Raw genomic sequence first — 17525 nt, forward strand, 5'->3', positions numbered from 1 at the left:
CAGCCTGTTAATACCAGGAGATCTGATCCGCAGGAGGCTTACGCTCTCTTTACCGTTAACCGGGGGGAAAATGATTGACTCGCACGTACGTTTCGAAGTGATGGGCTCCTTAAGAGCGTTGGTCGGCGGGCGATTACTGCCGCTCGGACCGCCCCGCCAGCGCGCGGTGCTGGTGGCTCTGCTGCTCGGCGGCCCGCGCCCCGTTCCCGCCGACCGGATCATCGCGATGGTCTGGGGTGACGACGCGTCGGCCCACGCCCTCAATCTCGTCCAGAAGTACATATCGGGCCTTCGGCGCTGCCTGCCGGACTCCCTGCCGCTCACCCATTCAGAAGCCGGTTACGTGCTGGGCACGCCCGGCGGGTTCGACTGCGATCTCCTGGAGTTCGAGGAGCTGTTCGCCGCCTCCCGCGCCCTGAGCGAGTCGGGCCGGCCGGCGGACGCCGCCGAAACCCTGGCCAGAGCCATCGCCCTGGCCCGCGGCCCGCTCGCCGAGGGAACCGAGAGCCGCGGTATCGAACTGGAGCGCGACAGATTCCAGGAACGCTGGTTCTCCGCCCAGGAGGAGCTGTACGCCCTGGAGGTCTCGCTGGGGCAGGGCGAACGCCACCTGCCCGAACTCGTGCGCCTCATCAACGAGCACCCGCTCCGGGAGCGCCTGCACGCCCTGCTGATGCGGACGCTCGCCGACAGCGGCCGCCAGGTGGAGGCACTGGACGCCTACGCGCGGATCCGTGAACGGCTGGTCGAGGAGTACGGCGTGGAGCCGGGAGCCGAGCTCAGGGACGCGCACCAGTTCGTCCTGAACGCCGTGCTTCCGGTGGAACGGCCGCCGGAAGCACCCCTGACGCCGCACCAATTGCCGAACGCGGTGAGGGACTTCACCGGGCGCGCGGGGGAGATCGAGCACATCACGGAGCTGCTGCGCTCCGGCAAGATGCCCGTGGTCTGTGTGGAGGGCACGGCGGGGATCGGTAAGACCGCTCTGGCCGTGCACTGCGCCCACCTGGTGGCCGACGACTTCCCCGACGGTCAGCTCTTCATCGATCTGAGAGGGTTCGACCGCCTCGGCGCAGCCGACTCGTCCGAGGTCCTCGGCTCCTTCCTGCGCGCGATGGGGGTGGCGGCCCAGCACGTCCCGACGGACTGCCTCGAACGCGGCGCGCTCTTCCGGTCGGTCCTCGCCGCCCGACGCACCCTGATCGTCCTGGACAACGCGGCCGACGCCGACCACGTACGGCATCTGCTGCCCAGCGCGCCGGGCTGCGCCGTCCTCGTCACCAGCCGCCGTGCCCTGGTCAGCCTGGCCGTGCACGAGGACGCACAACGCATCGTGTTGCCCGTGCTGAGCCCCGAGGAGTCGGCGGAGCTGCTGAGAAGCGCGCTGGGCGGCCGGCGTTCCACCGGGGAGCCGGACGCCGCGGTCGCCGAGATCTCCCGGCTGTGCGGCCACCTTCCGCTGGCCCTGCGCGTGGTGGCGGCCGGATCCGCGGTCGCACCGCACTTCGACCTCAGGTCCGTGGCCAGGGAGCTCGCCGCCGCCGGACCGCTGGCCGGAGCCTCCGTGGCGGACGACGAGCGGGCGTCCGTGGGCGCCTCGCTCGATCTGTCCTACCAGCACCTCGACGACCAGGGGCGCCGCGCCCTGCGTCTCCTCGGCCTTCTCCCCGGGCCCGATCTGACCTACGCGGCCGCGGCCGCCCTGACCGGCGCGGACGAGGCGGCCGTCCGCCCGGCCCTCCACGCGCTCACCACGGCGAACCTCCTGGTCCAGCACGCGCCCGGCCGCTTCGGCTTCCCGCACGACCTGCTCCGCGAGTACGCCTGGAAGCGGGCCGGCGACGAGGAGCCGGCCGAGTCCCGGCAGGAAGCGCTGCACCGCCTCATGGGCTGGTACACACAGGTCGCGACCGTGCTCGACGGCCGCGTCGGCCGGATACACGTGGTGGGCCAGGAATCCCGTGCCACCGAGCACGCGCCGGTCTCGGAGGAGGACGCGGAGGCCGAGCTGCGCAATCTCACCGCCGCCGTGGAGCACACCGCGGAGCACGGCCCCTACGTCGCCGCCTGGACACTCGCGGGCATGCTGCGCGAGACCTGCAAGCGCCGTTCCCGGGTCCCCGAGTGGCTCACCGTCGCGAGGGCCGGGCTGCGGGCCGCCCAACGCGGGGCGAACCCGCGCGCGGAGACCGAGCTCTCCCTCAGCCTCGTCGACGCCTCTCTCACCGCGGGTCTCGTGGACGCCGCGGAACAGCACGTCCAGCGCGCCCTGCGGCTCAGCGAGCTCCACGACTGGCCGGATCTGCTGGCCGCCGCCCGTGAGGAGCTGGGGCGGGCCCGCTGGACCACGGGCGCGCTGGACGAGGCGCGCCGACACCTCACGGAATCCATCCGGCTCTACTCGGCGGGCACCGACCATCTGCGGACCGCCCTCGCGTACGGCGCCCTGGGCCGGGTCGAGCTCGACTCGGGGGCGCCGGACATCGCCTACCGTCTCTACTCCCGCTGCCTGCGGCTGATCCGGTCGCAGTCGCACCGCGGGGCCGAGGCGATGACCCTCGTCGAGCTGGGGCTGGTCCACGAGGCGCTGGGTCACCCCCACACCGCGTCGCTCTCCCTCGAGGCGGGCCTCGCCCTCAGCAGGGACAACCGCGGGCTCCAGCGGCCCGAAGCCCTGTCCCAGGCATACCTGGGCGCTTTGAAGGCGAAGGCGGGCGACCACGACGCCGCCCGCTCGCTGTGCCTGGCAGGCATCAGGGTCGCGGAGGAGCTCGGCGATCTCTGGGCCCAGGCGGAGTGCCGCAACGCGGCGGGACGTGCGATGACCGCGCTCCTCTGCCCCCGCGAGGCCGCGGAGCACCACCGCGAGGCCCTCCGGATCGCGCGGGGACTTCACTTCCACCGAGCTGAGCAGCATGCCCTGGAGGGCCTTCGCAGCAACCACCCCGAGCCGTGCCGGGCGGGGTGAGGACGGTGCACTGAGCGGCCCGGGTCTTCGTTCGGGGAACGTCCGGGGGCCGGGTGTGCGCCTGTCGGTTTCACGTGAAACGAGAGAGGGGCGCCGGAAGACCGTGAGGTCTTCCGGCGCCCCTCTCCCACACGCCGTGCGCCGCGCGCTCAGCGACGGTCGTCGTGGTCGCCTTCCGCCGTGTCCGAACCGGCCTCGTCCTGCTTGGCGCGGACCTCCGGGTCGAGCACGGTCGAGCCGCTGCCATCGACCGATGTCAGGGGGGCGCGGTCGTCGCCCACCTCGGTCGGGGCGGGCGGCTCGACCAGCCAGTCCGGGTTGGCCTGCTTGTCCCACCACTTCCAGGCGGCGAAGGCCCCGCCGGCCAGGACGCCCAGCACGAGGAAGCCCTTGAACGCCCGGCCCGCCTTGGCCCGGCGCTCGTGCTTCCTGACGAGCTTCTGGATCTCCTTGGCCGTCACCTGGCCGCGGAGAGCGGCCAGTGCGGCGGTGCTGCGGGCGGTGGCTTCCTCGGCCATGGGGTGACTCGCGGCCACCGCGTACTCGACGCGCGGCACGGTGTAGTCCGCCGCCGTGCGGGCGGCGTTGCGCGTCCGGGCCGCGGCCTTCTGCGCGGCCTCGTCGACCTTGGGGGGTACATGGGTGAGCGCCTGTTCGATACGCGGTGCGAGGTGTGCGCCGTACTGGACGCGGGCCTGCGCGGCTGCCTTCGACACCTTGGGCGCGAGCCGCGCACGAGCCTCGTGCGCGTAGTGCGTGGCCTGTTCCTTGGCCGTGTCGGCGTAAGGCGCCACCACTTCCGCGGCGTGCTGCGCGCTGTCCTTCGCCGAGTAGGTTGCGGCGCGCACGCTGTCGATGCGGGTCACGGGATCCTCCTCATTGGTGGCGGGTAGGTACTCCGCCTATCCACCCAATTCGAAATCATGCCCGCTGACGCCTTGCGCGCCATGCGGGACGGGCATCCGGGTCATGAACGTCATTCTCTGGCAATACGGTGCAAGGGGAGCGTGTCGCCGACGATGCCACGGTTCGTGCCCGCGCGCTCCGTGTCGTCGGGCACTTGGCCGCATTTATCCCGCAGGAAGTGTGGGAAAGGTGCAGGAAAGCGAGCAACAAGGTGAGTGCCGCCCTTCCCGGTGCTGTGACCGCGCTGTGGACCGGGTCCCCCGTGCGAGGATCGGTGGTCATCAGCGGAGACTTACGGAAGGCAGACCGTGGCCGAGCAGCTTCACGCCACTTTGAAGACCAGTCTGGGTGACATCGAGATCCGGCTGCTGCCGCACCACGCACCCAAGACGGTCAAGAACTTCGTCGAGCTCGCCCAGGGTGAGCGCGAGTGGACCGACCCGGAGACCGGCCGGAAGTCCACCGACAGGCTGTACGACGGAACTGTCTTCCACCGCGTCATCAGCGGTTTCATGATCCAGGGCGGCGACCCGCTGGGCAACGGCACGGGCGGCCCGGGCTACGAGTTCGGCGACGAGTTCCACCCCGACCTCGCGTTCGACAAGCCGTACCTGCTGGCGATGGCCAACGCCGGACCGGGCACCAACGGGTCGCAGTTCTTCGTGACCGTGTCCCCCACCGCCTGGCTGACCGGGAAGCACACGATCTTCGGCGAGGTCGCCGGCGAGGCGGGCAAGAAGGTCGTGGACGCCATCGCGGCGGCTCCGACCAATCCGCGCACCAACCGTCCGCTCCAGGACGTGGTGATCGAGTCGGTCGTCATCGAGACCCGGTGATCCGCAGGGTGGCCGGCCTCCCGGGCCGCTGACCCCGCGGCCGCCGCCCTGCGGGAACCAACCGCCCTGCTCATCCGTACTGTTACATAACGGGCGAGCGGGGCGGTCGCATGTGCGCCCCCCGCACGGACGAGGACCGAAGGGGCCGTGACCGATGGACCAGCAGCCGCCGGAAGACCAGGACGGGTCCGCGGCCGCGGGCGGTCCCCCCACGTGTTACCGGCATCCGGGCAGGGAGACGGGCATCCGCTGCACGCGGTGCGAGAGGCCGATCTGTACGGACTGCATGATCGAGGCGTCGGTGGGCTTCCACTGCCCGGAGTGCGTCCGCCAGGGATCGGGTACGGGCCACCATCCCGCGGCGAACCGGCCGCGGACCTTGGCCGGCGGAAGCGTGGCCGCCGACCCCAGGCTGGTCACCAAGATCCTGCTCGCCGTCAACCTCGCCGTCTTCATCGCGGTCTCGGTCGGCGGCCGTTCACTGCTCGACGATCTGCTGCTGTTCGGCCGTGCCTACTCGGGCGATCCGTCGGCCGGCGTCGAAGGCGTGGCGGAGGGGCAGTGGTACCGGCTGGTGACGTCGATGTTCCTGCACCAGGAGGTGTGGCACATCGCGTTCAACATGCTGGGGCTGTGGTGGCTCGGCGGCCCGCTGGAGGCCGCGCTGGGCCGCGCCCGGTACGTCGCGCTCTACCTGCTGTCGGGGCTGGCGGGCAGCGCTCTCACGTATGCGGTCGCCGATCCCGGCCAGGGTTCGCTCGGGGCCTCGGGGGCGGTCTTCGGACTGCTGGGTGCCACGGCCGTGCTGATGCGCCGGATGAACTACGACATGCGGCCGGTGATCGCACTCCTCGTGGTGAACCTGATCTTCACCTTCAACCCCTGGGGCGGGATTGCCTGGCAGGCGCACGTCGGTGGGCTGGTCGCCGGGGCGCTGATCGCGATCGCCATGGTCCACGCACCCCGGGAGCGCCGGAATTTCGTGCAGTACGGCGCCTGCGGGCTGGTCCTCGTGGCGGTCGTGGTGACCGTCCTCGTCAGGACAGCTGTGCTCACCTGAGCGGAATCTGTTGCTCCAGGGGTGCGGTTGTCCACAGAGCGTGCCGGATCTTGTGCATGACGTGGGGAACAGGTGTGCCCCTTGTCGCTGGACCGGGTTTTACCAGTCAGGACAAGGGGCGTACCCTCGCGCGACGCGTAAGTGTGTAGTCACACCGGCGTCAACTTCGAGGGAAGTTATCCACAGATCGTCTGACCTTTTCCCCTACCTGTGGATAACTCTGTGGGTAACTCAGGGCAGAGCTACTTCCACTGCGTGGAGACTCCGAAGCCACCGGCGATGAAGCCGAAGCCCACCACGATGTTCCAGTTGCCGAGAGCGTCGATCGGCAGGTCGCCCTCGGTGACGTAGAAGACCACGATCCAGGCCAGACCGATCAGGAAGAGCGCCAGCATCACCGGCGCCACCCAACTGCGATTGGTCAGCTTTATGCTCGTCGACTGCTTCGCCGGCGGAGGCGTGAAATCTGCCTTCTTGCGGATACGTGACTTCGGCACGAGGGACTCTCCTGTCGATGCGCTGCGTGACCGCGCAGGGATCTGTGGCTGGCGCCGGGGCGCGAGGGGGAATGCTGCCTCCCCGGGGCGTCCGTTAGCGTAGTGCTTCCGTGGCGCCTAAGGAGATAAGGGTACGTTGAGCAATTCTGCCGACTCTCCTCGAGGCCGGGCCGGACGCATGTCCCGATGGCCGGTCCAAGGCCTCACAGCTGCCGTTTTCGCACTGGCCGGGCTGATCTTCGTCACCAGCGCCAATACGGCCAAGGGGACCGATATCCGGACCGACTCCTCTCTGCTGAAGCTCTCCGACCTCATTCAGCAGCGCAGTGAGAACAACGCGGAGCTGGACGAATCGACCGCTTCCGTGCGTGCGGACATCGACACCCTCGCCCGGCGCGACGACGGCAGCACCCGCGCCGAGGACGCCGAGCTCGACGCGCTGGAGAAGGCCGCGGGTACCACGGAGGTCACCGGCGAGGCGCTCTCCGTCACGCTGAACGACGCCCCTGCCGACGCCACCGCCAACCCCGGGTACCCCGAGCCCCAGCCCAATGACCTGGTGATCCACCAGCAGGACCTGCAGGCCGTCGTCAACGCCCTCTGGGAAGGCGGCGCCCGCGGGATCCAGGTGATGGACCAGCGGCTGATCTCCACCAGCGCGGTGCGCTGCGTCGGCAACACCCTGATCCTGCAGGGCCGGGTCTACTCGCCTCCGTACAAGGTCACCGCAGTCGGTGACACCGGGAAGCTGCGGCAGGCGCTCGACGACTCCACGGCCATCCAGAACTACCAGCTGTACGTGAAGGCGTACGGGCTGGGATGGAAGGTCGAGGAGGACGACAAGCTGACGCTCCCCGGCTATTCGGGCACCGTCGACCTCCACTACGCACAGCCTGTGGAGTAGCCCGCGCCGGGCTGCGACGCACGTCCGCACGAGCGGCTTTCCACAGCTGACCCACGCCTGTGCCCCGGCCGTTTAGTCTGGTGCCGTACCGAATGGAGGCAACAGCATGTACGGCTGGATCTGGCGGCACCTGCCGGGCAACGCATGGGTGCGGGGCTTCATCTCGCTCGTGCTCGTCCTGGCCGTTGTCTACGCGCTCTTCCAGTACGTCTTCCCCTGGGCGGAGCCTCTGCTCCCGTTCGGTGATGTGACGGTGGACGGCGAAGGCACCAGCGGAGCGGGGTCCGGTCAGTGAGCGCACGCATTCTCGTCGTCGACAACTACGACAGCTTCGTCTTCAACATCGTCCAGTACCTCTACCAGCTCGGCGCCGAGTGCGAAGTGGTGCGCAACGACGAGGTGACCACGGCGCACGCCGAGGACGGCTTCGACGGCGTCCTGCTGTCGCCCGGCCCCGGTACACCCGAGCAGGCGGGGGTCTGCATCGAGATGGTCCACCACTGCGCGCGGAGCGGGGTGCCGGTCTTCGGCGTCTGTCTGGGGATGCAGTCGATGGCCGTCGCGTACGGCGGTGTCGTCGACCGCGCGCCGGAGCTGCTGCACGGCAAGACCTCCCCCGTGCTGCACGAAGGCAAGGGCGTGTTCGCCGGGCTGCCGTCCCCGTTCACCGCGACGCGTTACCACTCGCTCGCCGCCGAGCCGGCGACGGTCCCGTCCGTGCTGGAAGTCACCGCACGCACCGCCGACGGCATCATCATGGGGCTGCGCCACCGCGAACAGGCGGTGGAGGGAGTGCAGTTCCACCCCGAATCGGTGCTCACGGAGCACGGTCACCTGATGCTCGCCAACTGGCTGGAGCAGTGCGGTGACGAGGGCGCGGTCGCGAGATCGGCGGGGCTCGCCCCGGTGGTGGGCAAGGCCGCCGCGTGACCTCACTCCGCCCCTCCGCCGGGCAGGAAGGCCCGTACGCGCAGGGTGCGTACGAGCCCGACGGCACGTTCGAGGCGGCGGTGGAGCGGCTCGCCGACCCGCTGAACGACCCGCTTCCGGGGCAACGGCCCCCGGACCCGTCGGCGGGGCAGCACACCTCGCCCTGGTTCCGGGCGGAGGGCGCCCAGGACAGCGGGACGCGGCAGATGCCCCAGACGGCGCCCCAGGGGCCCGCGGAGACCCCGGGCGAGTGGTACGACCCGGAGGGGTACCAGAGGGACTGGTACGGGCACCAGGGCCCGGTAACGGCTCCTGCCGCACCGACCGGCCAGGGGACCGCGGTGATACCCGGTCAGGGGACGCCGCCCCCGGTCCGGACAGCAGCTGACCCGGGCCCCGTGGAAGCTTTTACCGACGTCCGCCCGGACCCCGCGCGGCCCGTCGGCGGCGTCGGCCCGGACCATGCGCGGCCCGTCGGTGGCGTCGGGCCGGTCCCGCACGACGAGACCATGGCGCTGCGGACCGCCGACACCCGGCGAGCGGCGGAGCCGGACCGATCCGACACCTCCGGGCCCGATCCCGAACCGCCGCCTGCAGGCGGCCGGGCCGAGCGCCGCCGGGCGGCCAAGGGACACGGAAGACGCCGGGGCGAACCCCGGCGCGCCGCCGAGCCCGAGGCGGCGGAGCCCGCGGTCCCGATGTCACGGCTGGAGGCCCGGCGAGCGGCGCGTGCCGCCAAGGACAGCCCCGCCGTCGTCGCCAGCCGGGTCGTCGGCGAAGTGTTCATCACCTTCGGCGTGCTGATGCTCCTGTTCGTCACGTACCAGCTGTGGTGGACCAACGTCCGCGCCGACCAGATCGCCGGCCGGGAGACGAGCAAGATCCAGGACGACTGGGCCAACGGCGAGCGCAGCCCGGGGGCCTTCGAGCCCGGCCAGGGGTTCGCCATCATGCACATCCCCAAGCTGGACGTGGTCGCCCCGATCGCGGAGGGCATCAGCAAGGAGAAGGTCCTCGACCGCGGCATGATCGGTCACTACGCCGAGGGCAAGCTGAAGACCGCGATGCCGTCGGACGAGCAGGGGAACTTCGCGGTGGCAGGTCACCGCAACACCCACGGTGAGCCCTTCCGCTACATCAACAAGCTGAAGCAGGGCGACGCCATCGTGGTCGAGACGCAGGACGCCTACTACACGTACGAGATGACCAGCATCCTTCCGCAGACGTCACCGTCCAATGTGTCCGTGATCGACGAAGTGCCCCAGGGCTCCGGCTTCACCGGCCCGGGCAGGTACATCACGCTGACGACGTGCACCCCGGAATTCACGAGTACGTACCGAATGATCGTGTGGGGCAAAATGGTCGAGGAACGGCCGCGCAGCAAGGGGAAGCCCGACGCGCTCGTCGGCTGACGCGAGCTGGACGACATCACGACAGGGGCGGGTGCGGTGGCAGCGAGGACCGAGCACGAAGAGCGGACCGACGAGCCGGCGGCCCCGGTCCGGCGCAGGAGCCGCCACCCCGTCGCGACGGCGGTGAGCCTCTTCGGGGAACTGCTGATCACCGCCGGGCTGGTGCTGGGCCTTTTCGTCGTCTACTCGCTGTGGTGGACCAACGTGCTGGCCGACCGCGAGGCGGACAAGCAGGGCAACACCGTCCGCGACCGCTGGGCGGGCGGTCCGGGAGCGCTGGACACCAGGGACGGCATCGGCTTCCTCCACGTCCCCGCCATGAAGAACGGCGAGGTGCTGGTCAAGAAGGGCACCGACACCGAGACGCTCAACAACGGCATCGCCGGCTACTACACGGACCCCGTGAAGTCGGCCCTCCCCTCGGACGCGCAGGGCAACTTCTCCCTCGCCGCGCACCGGGACGGGCACGGCGCCAAGTTCCACAACATCGACAAGCTGAAGAAGGGCGACGCGGTCGTCTTCGAGACCAAGGACACCTGGTACGTCTACAAGGTCTTCGCGGAGCTGCCGGAGACGTCGAAGTTCAACGTCGACGCGATCGCCCCGGTGCCCAAGGAGTCGGGCGCGAAGAAGGCCGGCCGCTACATCACGCTGACGACCTGCACCCCGGTCTACACCTCGAAGTACCGCTACATCGTCTGGGGCGAGCTCGTGCGGACCGAGAAGGTGGACAGGGACCGCACCAAGCCGGCGGAGCTGCGGTAGTCACGGACGAACGCACAGGGCCCCGGTCACCGTTGAGGTGACCGGGGCCCTGTGCGTGTGCGTACGGCGTTACGCGGTCAGTCGTCCGAACCGGACCGGCCGCCGATGATGTCGCCGCCGATCGTGGTGAGGGTGACCGTCGAACCCTTGGCGACCTGGGTGTTGGCCCCGGGGTCGGCCTGCATCACCATGGCATTCGGCTTGTCCGACGAGTTGGGCGCGAGTGCCACCACGAGGCCCATTCCTTCGAGCGTCGCCTTCACCTGCTGGAACCGCTGACCGACGATGTCGGCCGGGATGGTGACCTGCTCGGGCTGTTCGGGCTGAGCCGGACCCTTGGACACCTTCAGGACGATCTGGACGTCCTTGGACTGCTCGCTCGGACCCGTGGGCGTCTGCTCGATGACCGTCCCGGCGGCCTCCTCCGAGTCGACATCCTGCTTCGACACGTTGGTGAACCCGAGGCCGTTCAGCTGTGCCACGGCCGCGTCGTAGGAGCGGGTGCGCACGTCGGGCATCGGCACGGTGGCCTCCTTGGCCACGGTGATCGTGACCTCGGTGTCCTTCTCCACCTTCGAACCGCCCTCGGGGTCCTGGGAGATGACCGTGTCCACGGTCTTCTCGGACTCGGCGGTCTCGACGTTCACCGTGAAGCCCTTGTCCTCCAGCGCCTTGCGGGCGCTGTCCTCGGACTTCTCCAGGACGTCCGGGACCTCGACCTTGGGGGCGCCGGTGGAGACGACGACCGTCACGGTCTCGCCCGTCTCCATCTTCTCGCTCGGGGACGGGGACTGGCTGCAGATCTTGCCCTTCTCCTGGTTCGCGCAGGGTTCCTTGGAACCGATCGCCAGCTCGACCTCGGCGTTGTCCGCGCGCCCCTGGGCCTCTTCCATCGTGGAACCGATCAGGTTCGGCACGTCGACCTTGCCACCGCCGCCGTCGGTGGAGCTGAAGACCGTACGGCCGATGAGGATCGCTCCGATGAGCACCAGGATGCCGGCGACGACCAGGAGGATCGTCGAGGTGTTGCTCTTCTTCTGGCGCCGGCGGTCAGGGCGGTCGTCGTAGCCGTAGCCGCCGTCGTCCGGATTGACCGGGGGCAGCATGGACGTCTGCGCTCCGCCCTGGTCCGTGGCCCGCAGGGCGGTGGTGGGCTGGTCGTTGTTGTAGCCGTCGTACCCGCCGTAGCCCGCCGCTCCCATGGCCGCCGTGGCCGCGACCGGCTGGCCGTCGAGGCAGGCCTCGATGTCGGCCCGCATCTCGTCGGCCGACTGGTAGCGGTAGTCGGGGTCCTTGGTCAGCGCCTTCAGGACGATGGCGTCCATCTCGGGCGTGATCTCGGGGTCGAAGTTGCTCGGAGGCTGCGGCTCCTCACGGACGTGCTGGTACGCGACCGCCACCGGCGAGTCCCCGACGAACGGCGGCCGGACCGCGAGCAGCTCGTAGAGCAGGCAGCCGGTGGAGTACAGGTCGGAGCGTGCGTCGACCTGCTCGCCCTTGGCCTGCTCCGGGGAGAGGTACTGGGCGGTACCGATGACCGCGGCGGTCTGGGTCATCGTCATGCCGGAGTCGCCCATGGCGCGGGCGATACCGAAGTCCATGACCTTGACCTGGCCGGTGCGCGTCAGCATGACGTTGGCCGGCTTGATGTCGCGGTGGACGATCTGGGCGCGGTGCGAGTACTCCAGAGCCTGGAGGATCCCGACCGTCATCTCGAGGGTCCGCTCCGGCAGCAGCTTGCGGCCGGAGTGCAGGAGCTCTCTGAGCGTCGACCCGTCGACGTACTCCATCACGATGTACGGGATGGAGACGCCGTCGACGTAGTCCTCGCCGGTGTCGTAGACGGCGACGATCGCGGGGTGGTTGAGCGAGGCGGCCGACTGGGCCTCACGGCGGAACCGTGCCTGGAAGGACGGATCGCGGGCGAGGTCGGCCCGCAGCGTCTTCACAGCGACGGTGCGGCCGAGCCGGGTGTCATGCGCGAGGTAGACCTCGGCCATGCCACCACGGCCGAGCACCGAGCCCAGCTCGTACCGGCCGCCGAGGCGACGCGGCTCTTCCATAACTGATCCAGCCCTCTCCGTCAGTCCCGACCGCACCCGTGTGTGGTCCGGCGGTGCGCTGTTCGCGCATACGCTACCGGGCACGCCCGGCGTGATCGGCCCGCACCCGTCAGCTGATATCCGACCGGTATCCCAATGTGCTGGTGTGAACAGAAGTTGTGACGGGTGTCACTACTTTCCGTCGAGTACCGCCTTCATCACGTTCTTGGCGATCGGAGCGGCCAGCCCGCCGCCGGAGATGTCGTCCCGGTTGGCGTTGCCGTCCTCGACCACCACGGCGACGGCGACCGGGGAGCCGCTGTCGGTCTTGGCGTACGAGATGAACCAGGCGTACGGCTTCTCGCTGTTGTTGAGGCCGTGCTGAGCGGTACCCGTCTTGCCACCGACGGTGACGCCGTCGATCTGCGCGTTGGTTCCCGTGCCGTCCTGGACCACGGTCTCCATCATCTGCTGCACCTTCTGGGCGTTCTCCGCCGAGAGCGGCTCGCTGAGCTGCTCCTTCTCGTGCGTGTAGATGACGTCCAGGTTGGGCGCCTGGCGCTGGGCGACCATGTACGGCTGCATGAGCTTGCCGTCGTTGGCGATCGCCGACGCGACCATGGCCATCTGGAGCGGAGTGGCGCGGTTGGAGGCCTGACCGATGCCCGCCATGGCGTTCTGCGGCGGGTTGTCCTTCGGGTACACGCTGGCGTCGGCGCGGACCGGCGTGAAGACCTCTTCGTTGAAGCCGAACTTGTCGGCCTGTTCGATCATCTTCTCGTTGCCGAGGTCGTCGCTCATCTTGCCGAAGACGGTGTTGCAGGAGTAGCGCAGCGCCACCCGGAGCGAGGCGTCCTTGCAGGGGATGTTCCCCTCGTTCTGCAGGAGGTTGGTCGACTGCGGGAGCCGCCAGGGCAGCGGGGAGTCGGTCTTGGCGTCGATGTCGGTGTAGAGGCCGTTCTCCAGCGCCGCGGCGACCGTGACGACCTTGAACGTCGAGCCGGGCGGGTAGGTCTCCCGCAGGGCCCGGTTCAGCATCGGCTTGTCCTCGTCCTTGAGGAGCTTCTGCCGGGCGTCCGAGTCCTTCATGGAGTTGCCCGCGAAGACCGAGGGGTCGTACGAGGGGGTGCTGGCCAGCGCCAGGACGGCGCCGGTCTGCGGGTCGAGCGCGGCGACCGCGCCCTTCTTGTCGCCCAGACCCTCGAAGGCGGCCTTCTGTGCGGCGCCGTTGAGGGTGGTGACGATGTTCCCGCCGGTCTTCTTCTCGCCGGTGAACATCGACAGGGTGCGGTCGAAGAACAGGTCGTCACTGTTGCCGGTGAGGATGCCGTCCTCGATGCTCTCCAGCTGCGAGGAGTCGAAGGCCTGCGAGGAGTAGCCGGTGACGGGCGCCCACATGGGGCCGTTCTTCCAGACCCGCTTGTACTTGAAGTCGCTGTCCGTGGTCTCGACGGAGCCCGTGACGGGCTCGCCGTCGACGATGATGTTGCCGCGCTCGTGGGCGTAGCGCTCGATCTGGACGCGGCGGTTGTGCTCGTTCGCGTTGAGTTCGTCGGCACGGACGTACTGGATGTAGTTCGTGCGGATCAGCAGGGCCAGGACGAGGATGCCGCAGAAGATCGCGATCCTGCGGAGCGGCTTGTTCACGGTCGGACCACCTGGGTCATTTCGGCATCCGGGGACGGTGCGGGGGCCGGGGCGGGACGTCGGGCCGTGTCGCTGATTCTGATCAGGATCCCGATGAGCGCCCAGTTCGCGATGACCGACGAGCCACCCTGCGCGAGGAACGGCATGGTCATACCGGTCAGCGGGATGAGCCCCATGACACCGCCGGCGACGACGAAGACCTGGATGGCGAAGGAACCGGAGAGGCCGATCGCGAGGAGCTTGCCGAACGGGTCGCGGGCAGCGAGCGCGGTACGGACACCACGCTCGACGATCAAGCCGTAGACGAGCAGGACCGCCATCATGCCGGCGAGACCGAGCTCCTCGCCGACGGTGGCAAGGATGAAGTCGGAGTTGGCGGCGAAGCCGATCAGGTCGGAGTTGCCCTGGCCGAGGCCGGTCCCGAGCGTGCCACCGGAGCCGAACGCCATCAGGGACTTCGCCATCTGCTCGCTGGCGGGAATCTTGCCCCAGCCGGCGAACGGGTCGAGCCACGCGGTGACGCGGTCCTGTACGTGCGGCTCGAAGGTGGCCACACCGACGGCGCCGGCCCCGGACATCAGCAGCCCGAAGACGATCCAGCTGGTGCGCTCGGTGGCGACGTACAGCATGACGACGAACATGCCGAAGAAGAGCAGCGACGAACCCAGGTCCGTCTCGAAGACCAGGATGAGGATCGAGAACGCCCAGACCATGAGGATCGGGCCCAGGTCGCGGCCACGGGGCAGGTAGAGCCCCATGAAGCGGCGGCTGGCCAGGGCAAGCGCGTCGCGCTTGACCATGAGGTAGCCGGCGAAGAACACCGAGATGACGATCTTGGCGAACTCTCCCGGCTGGATCGTGCCCACGCCCGGGATGTTGATCCAGATCTTCGCACCGTTAACGGCGGGGAAGAACATCGGCAGGATCAGCAGGATCAGCGCCACCACCATGGAGATGTAGGTGTAGCGCTGCAGGATGCGGTGGTCCTTGAGGGCGATGAGGACGCCCACCATCAGGGCAACACCGACCGCGGAGAAGATCAGCTGCTTGGAGGCCGCAGGAGCGAAGGTCTTGAGTGCCTGGAAGCGTTCCGACTGGTCCAGGCGCCAGATGAACGCCAGACCCAGCCCGTTCAGCAGCGTCGCCAGAGGCAGCAGCAGCGGGTCCGCGTACGGGGCGAATCTACGGACGGCGATATGCGCCACTCCGCCGAGCAGGGCGAGCCCCAGCCCGTAGCCGAGCATGCCGGCGGGCAGCTCGCCGTTGAGGGCGAGGCCCACATTGGCGTACGCGAACACCGAGATCAGGACGGCGAAGGCGACGAGTACCAGCTCGGTGTTACGGCGGCTCGGCGCGTCGATCGCGCCGATGGTGGTCGTGTTGGTGACAACGCTCATGTGCTGAAGGCCCCCTACGGCTTACTGCTTACCGCACTGCAGGGCCAGCTTCTTCTCTTCCTCCGAGAGGCTGGGGCCGGGAGTGGGAGTCGCGGTCTTGGTCTCCTTGGCGGGAGACGTGGCTGACGTGCTGTCGGAGGCGTTGCCGGTCTCGCCCTTGTCCTTGGCGGCATTGGTGTCCGCCTCGGCCGCGCGGCGCTGCGCGTCCTTCTTGCAGGCGGAGGCCTGTGCGTCGAGCTCGCTGAGCTTCTTGCGGGCCTCGGTGAGGTTGCCCTGGGAGATCGTCGCCTCGACCCGCTTGCGCCAGTACGGCGGGAGGTACTTGAGTTCGATCTTGGTGTCCTCCTCGACCTTCGAGAGGGACACCCAGGCGAGGTCCTGGCTGATTCCGCGGTACAGCGCGACGTTGTCGTCCTTCGTGCCCACGTAGAACTGCGTCTGGGTCCAGCGGTATCCGCCGTATACGCCACCGCCGATGACGGCCAGCGCGAGCACGATGTAGAACGACCGCTTCAGCCACCTGCGGCGGCCGCGCGGCTTGACGAAGTCGTCGTCGGCGTACGAGTTGAAGGCGCCGTCCGGACCGGAGCCGTAACCCACGTCGTCGCCGCTGCCGGGGGGGCCGAAACCTCCGGACGGCGGCGGCACGGGGCGGCCGAGACCGGCCGCACGGCCCGCCGGGGTCTCCATGGCGCGGCCGTCGGTCGCCTGGGCGGCCTGGTTCTCGGCGACGGCACCGACGATGACCGGTGTGTCGTTGAGCTGCCCGGCCAGGGTGTCGTTGCTTTCGACGTCCAGGACGTCGGCGACGATGCAGGTGATGTTGTCGGGACCGCCGCCGCGCAGGGCGAGCTGGATGAGGTCCTGGATGGTCTCCTGGGGGCCCTGGTAGCTGGCCAGGGTCTCTTCCATCGTCTGGTGGGAGACGACGCCGGAGAGCCCGTCCGAGCAGATCAGATAGCGGTCACCGGCGCGGACCTCTCGGACGGAGAGATCGGGCTCCACGTGGTCGCCGCTGCCGAGTGCCCGCATCAGCAGGGAGCGCTGCGGGTGGGTGGTGGCCTCTTCCTCGGTGATCCTGCCCTCGTCGACGAGGCGCTGCACCCAGGTGTGGTCCTGGGTGATCTGCGTCAGGACGCCGTCACGCAGGAGGTAGGCGCGGGAGTCGCCGACGTGGACGAGGCCGAGACGCTGACCGGTCCAGAGCAGGGCCGTGAGCGTCGTGCCCATGCCCTCCAGCTGGGGGTCCTCCTCGACCATGACGCGCAACTGGTCGTTGGCCCGCTGGACCGCCGTGCCGAGCGAGGTGAGGATGTCGGAGCCCGGGACGTCGTCGTCGAGCTGCACGAGCGTGGAGATCACCTCGGAGCTGGCGACCTCTCCGGCCGCCTGGCCGCCCATGCCGTCGGCGATGGCGAGAAGGCGGGGGCCGGCGTAGCCGGAGTCCTCGTTGCCTTCCCGGATCATGCCCTTGTGCGATCCGGCGGCGAAGCGCAGGGACAAGCTCATGCGCACCTCGCCCGTCGGTTCGGGGTACAGCCGGTCTCGAGCCACACTGCCCACCCTCCGGTCGGGAGCCGGGCCGGGTCCGTCGTCAGGACCGCGGCGGCTCGCTCGCTCCGCTCGCTCATTGTCGTACTACTTCCGCAGCTCGATGACGGTCTTGCCGATGCGGATCGGCGCGCCCAGCGGAACAGGTGTCGGGGTGGTGAGACGGGTCCGGTCGAGATAGGTGCCGTTGGTGGACCCGAGATCCTCGACGATCCACTGGCCGTCACGGTCCGGGTAGATCCTGGCATGCCTGCTGGACGCGTAGTCGTCATCCAGCACGATCGTTGAATCGTGCGCCCGGCCCAGGGTGATGGTCTGACCCTGGAGCGCGACCGTGGTGCCGGTGAGCGTGCCCTCGGAGACGACCAGCTTCGTGGGTGCCCCACGGCGCTGGCGCCCGGACTGCTGGCGCTGCTGAGGCGGCGCCGCTTGCTGTTGGCGTCCCTGCTGCGGACGGGCGTCAGCGGCAGTGCGGCGTGAGCCGCGCTGCGTGACACGCGTACCGAACAGGTCGCTGCGAATGACCTGGACGGCCACGATTACGAATAGCCACAGAACAGCCAGGAAACCTAGCCGCATGACCGTCAGGGTCAGCTCTGACATTGCCCCC

Annotated in this window: 15 protein-coding genes; 8 read left to right on the forward strand and 7 right to left on the reverse strand. The window is 69.2% G+C overall.

The features are described from left to right. Positions 1 to 70: 70 nt before the first annotated feature. Positions 71 to 2968 carry a BTAD domain-containing putative transcriptional regulator gene (locus ACIP63_RS27800; protein ID WP_401520863.1) on the forward strand — a complete coding sequence of 966 codons (2898 nt, stop codon included), beginning with the start codon at positions 71 to 73 and terminating at the stop codon, positions 2966 to 2968. 149 nt (positions 2969 to 3117) lie between these two features. On the opposite strand, the gene ACIP63_RS27805 is transcribed toward ACIP63_RS27800, so the two are convergent. After that, complete coding sequence (locus tag ACIP63_RS27805; RefSeq protein ID WP_401520866.1) at positions 3118 to 3834, reverse strand: DUF5324 family protein; 717 nt, start codon at positions 3832 to 3834, stop codon at positions 3118 to 3120. A 348-nt stretch (positions 3835 to 4182) separates the two neighbouring features. Between ACIP63_RS27805 and ACIP63_RS27810 the strand changes: the two genes are divergently transcribed. Further along, entirely contained in the window at positions 4183 to 4710 is a 528-nt protein-coding gene (locus ACIP63_RS27810) for a peptidylprolyl isomerase (protein WP_401520869.1), read from the forward strand. A 154-nt stretch (positions 4711 to 4864) separates the two neighbouring features. Then, positions 4865 to 5770, forward strand: coding sequence for a rhomboid family intramembrane serine protease (locus tag ACIP63_RS27815; protein ID WP_401520871.1), 906 nt, complete (start codon positions 4865 to 4867; stop codon positions 5768 to 5770). Positions 5771 to 6012: 242 nt separating this feature from the next. Here ACIP63_RS27815 and crgA read toward each other — a convergent pair whose 3' ends face one another. Next, positions 6013 to 6267: a cell division protein CrgA gene (gene crgA / locus ACIP63_RS27820; protein WP_031090433.1), complete on the reverse strand. Its 255-nt coding sequence runs from the start codon at positions 6265 to 6267 to the stop codon at positions 6013 to 6015. A 178-nt stretch (positions 6268 to 6445) separates the two neighbouring features. On the opposite strand from crgA, the gene ACIP63_RS27825 reads away from it, so the two are divergent. The 5 genes from ACIP63_RS27825 to ACIP63_RS27845 all read left to right on the forward strand — a co-directional run bounded on the left by ACIP63_RS27825 (position 6446) and on the right by ACIP63_RS27845 (position 10278). Continuing rightward, a complete protein-coding gene (locus tag ACIP63_RS27825) occupies positions 6446 to 7171 on the forward strand; it encodes a DUF881 domain-containing protein (RefSeq protein ID WP_401520875.1) in 726 nt (241 codons plus the stop codon). A gap of 106 nt (positions 7172 to 7277) precedes the next feature. After that, positions 7278 to 7466: a hypothetical protein gene (locus ACIP63_RS27830; RefSeq protein WP_099173291.1), complete on the forward strand. Its 189-nt coding sequence runs from the start codon at positions 7278 to 7280 to the stop codon at positions 7464 to 7466. Further along, positions 7463 to 8101, forward strand: a complete 639-nt coding sequence (locus tag ACIP63_RS27835) for an aminodeoxychorismate/anthranilate synthase component II (RefSeq protein WP_393756480.1) — start codon at positions 7463 to 7465, stop codon at positions 8099 to 8101. The genes ACIP63_RS27830 and ACIP63_RS27835 overlap by 4 nt, the downstream gene beginning before the upstream one ends. Further along, the gene (locus tag ACIP63_RS27840; RefSeq protein WP_401520878.1) at positions 8098 to 9513 is read left to right on the forward strand and encodes a class E sortase; all 1416 of its coding nucleotides are present in this window, start codon (positions 8098 to 8100) and stop codon (positions 9511 to 9513) included. Before ACIP63_RS27835 ends, ACIP63_RS27840 begins: the two co-directional genes overlap by 4 nt. Before the next feature lie 36 nt (positions 9514 to 9549). After that, positions 9550 to 10278 (forward strand): class E sortase, encoded by a 729-nt coding sequence (locus ACIP63_RS27845; protein WP_401520881.1) that lies wholly within the window; start codon positions 9550 to 9552, stop codon positions 10276 to 10278. 77 nt (positions 10279 to 10355) lie between these two features. Here ACIP63_RS27845 and pknB read toward each other — a convergent pair whose 3' ends face one another. The 5 genes from pknB to ACIP63_RS27870 all read right to left on the reverse strand — a co-directional run bounded on the left by pknB (position 10356) and on the right by ACIP63_RS27870 (position 17518). Continuing rightward, on the reverse strand, positions 10356 to 12341 hold the full coding sequence (gene pknB, locus ACIP63_RS27850) for a Stk1 family PASTA domain-containing Ser/Thr kinase (protein WP_401520884.1): 1986 nt from the start codon (positions 12339 to 12341) through the stop codon (positions 10356 to 10358). Between the two features lie 171 nt (positions 12342 to 12512). Beyond that, positions 12513 to 13967 (reverse strand): peptidoglycan D,D-transpeptidase FtsI family protein, encoded by a 1455-nt coding sequence (locus ACIP63_RS27855; protein ID WP_401520887.1) that lies wholly within the window; start codon positions 13965 to 13967, stop codon positions 12513 to 12515. After that, complete coding sequence (locus tag ACIP63_RS27860; RefSeq protein WP_401520890.1) at positions 13964 to 15364, reverse strand: FtsW/RodA/SpoVE family cell cycle protein; 1401 nt, start codon at positions 15362 to 15364, stop codon at positions 13964 to 13966. The genes ACIP63_RS27855 and ACIP63_RS27860 overlap by 4 nt, the downstream gene beginning before the upstream one ends. Positions 15365 to 15385: 21 nt before the next feature. Next, the gene (locus ACIP63_RS27865; protein WP_401520893.1) at positions 15386 to 16873 is read right to left on the reverse strand and encodes a Stp1/IreP family PP2C-type Ser/Thr phosphatase; all 1488 of its coding nucleotides are present in this window, start codon (positions 16871 to 16873) and stop codon (positions 15386 to 15388) included. A gap of 129 nt (positions 16874 to 17002) precedes the next feature. Further along, entirely contained in the window at positions 17003 to 17518 is a 516-nt protein-coding gene (locus ACIP63_RS27870) for an FHA domain-containing protein (protein ID WP_104787364.1), read from the reverse strand. Between the last annotated feature and the right edge of the window lie 7 nt (positions 17519 to 17525).

The organism is Streptomyces sp. NPDC088746 (assembly GCF_044751065.1).
GTDB lineage: Bacteria > Actinomycetota > Actinomycetes > Streptomycetales > Streptomycetaceae > Streptomyces.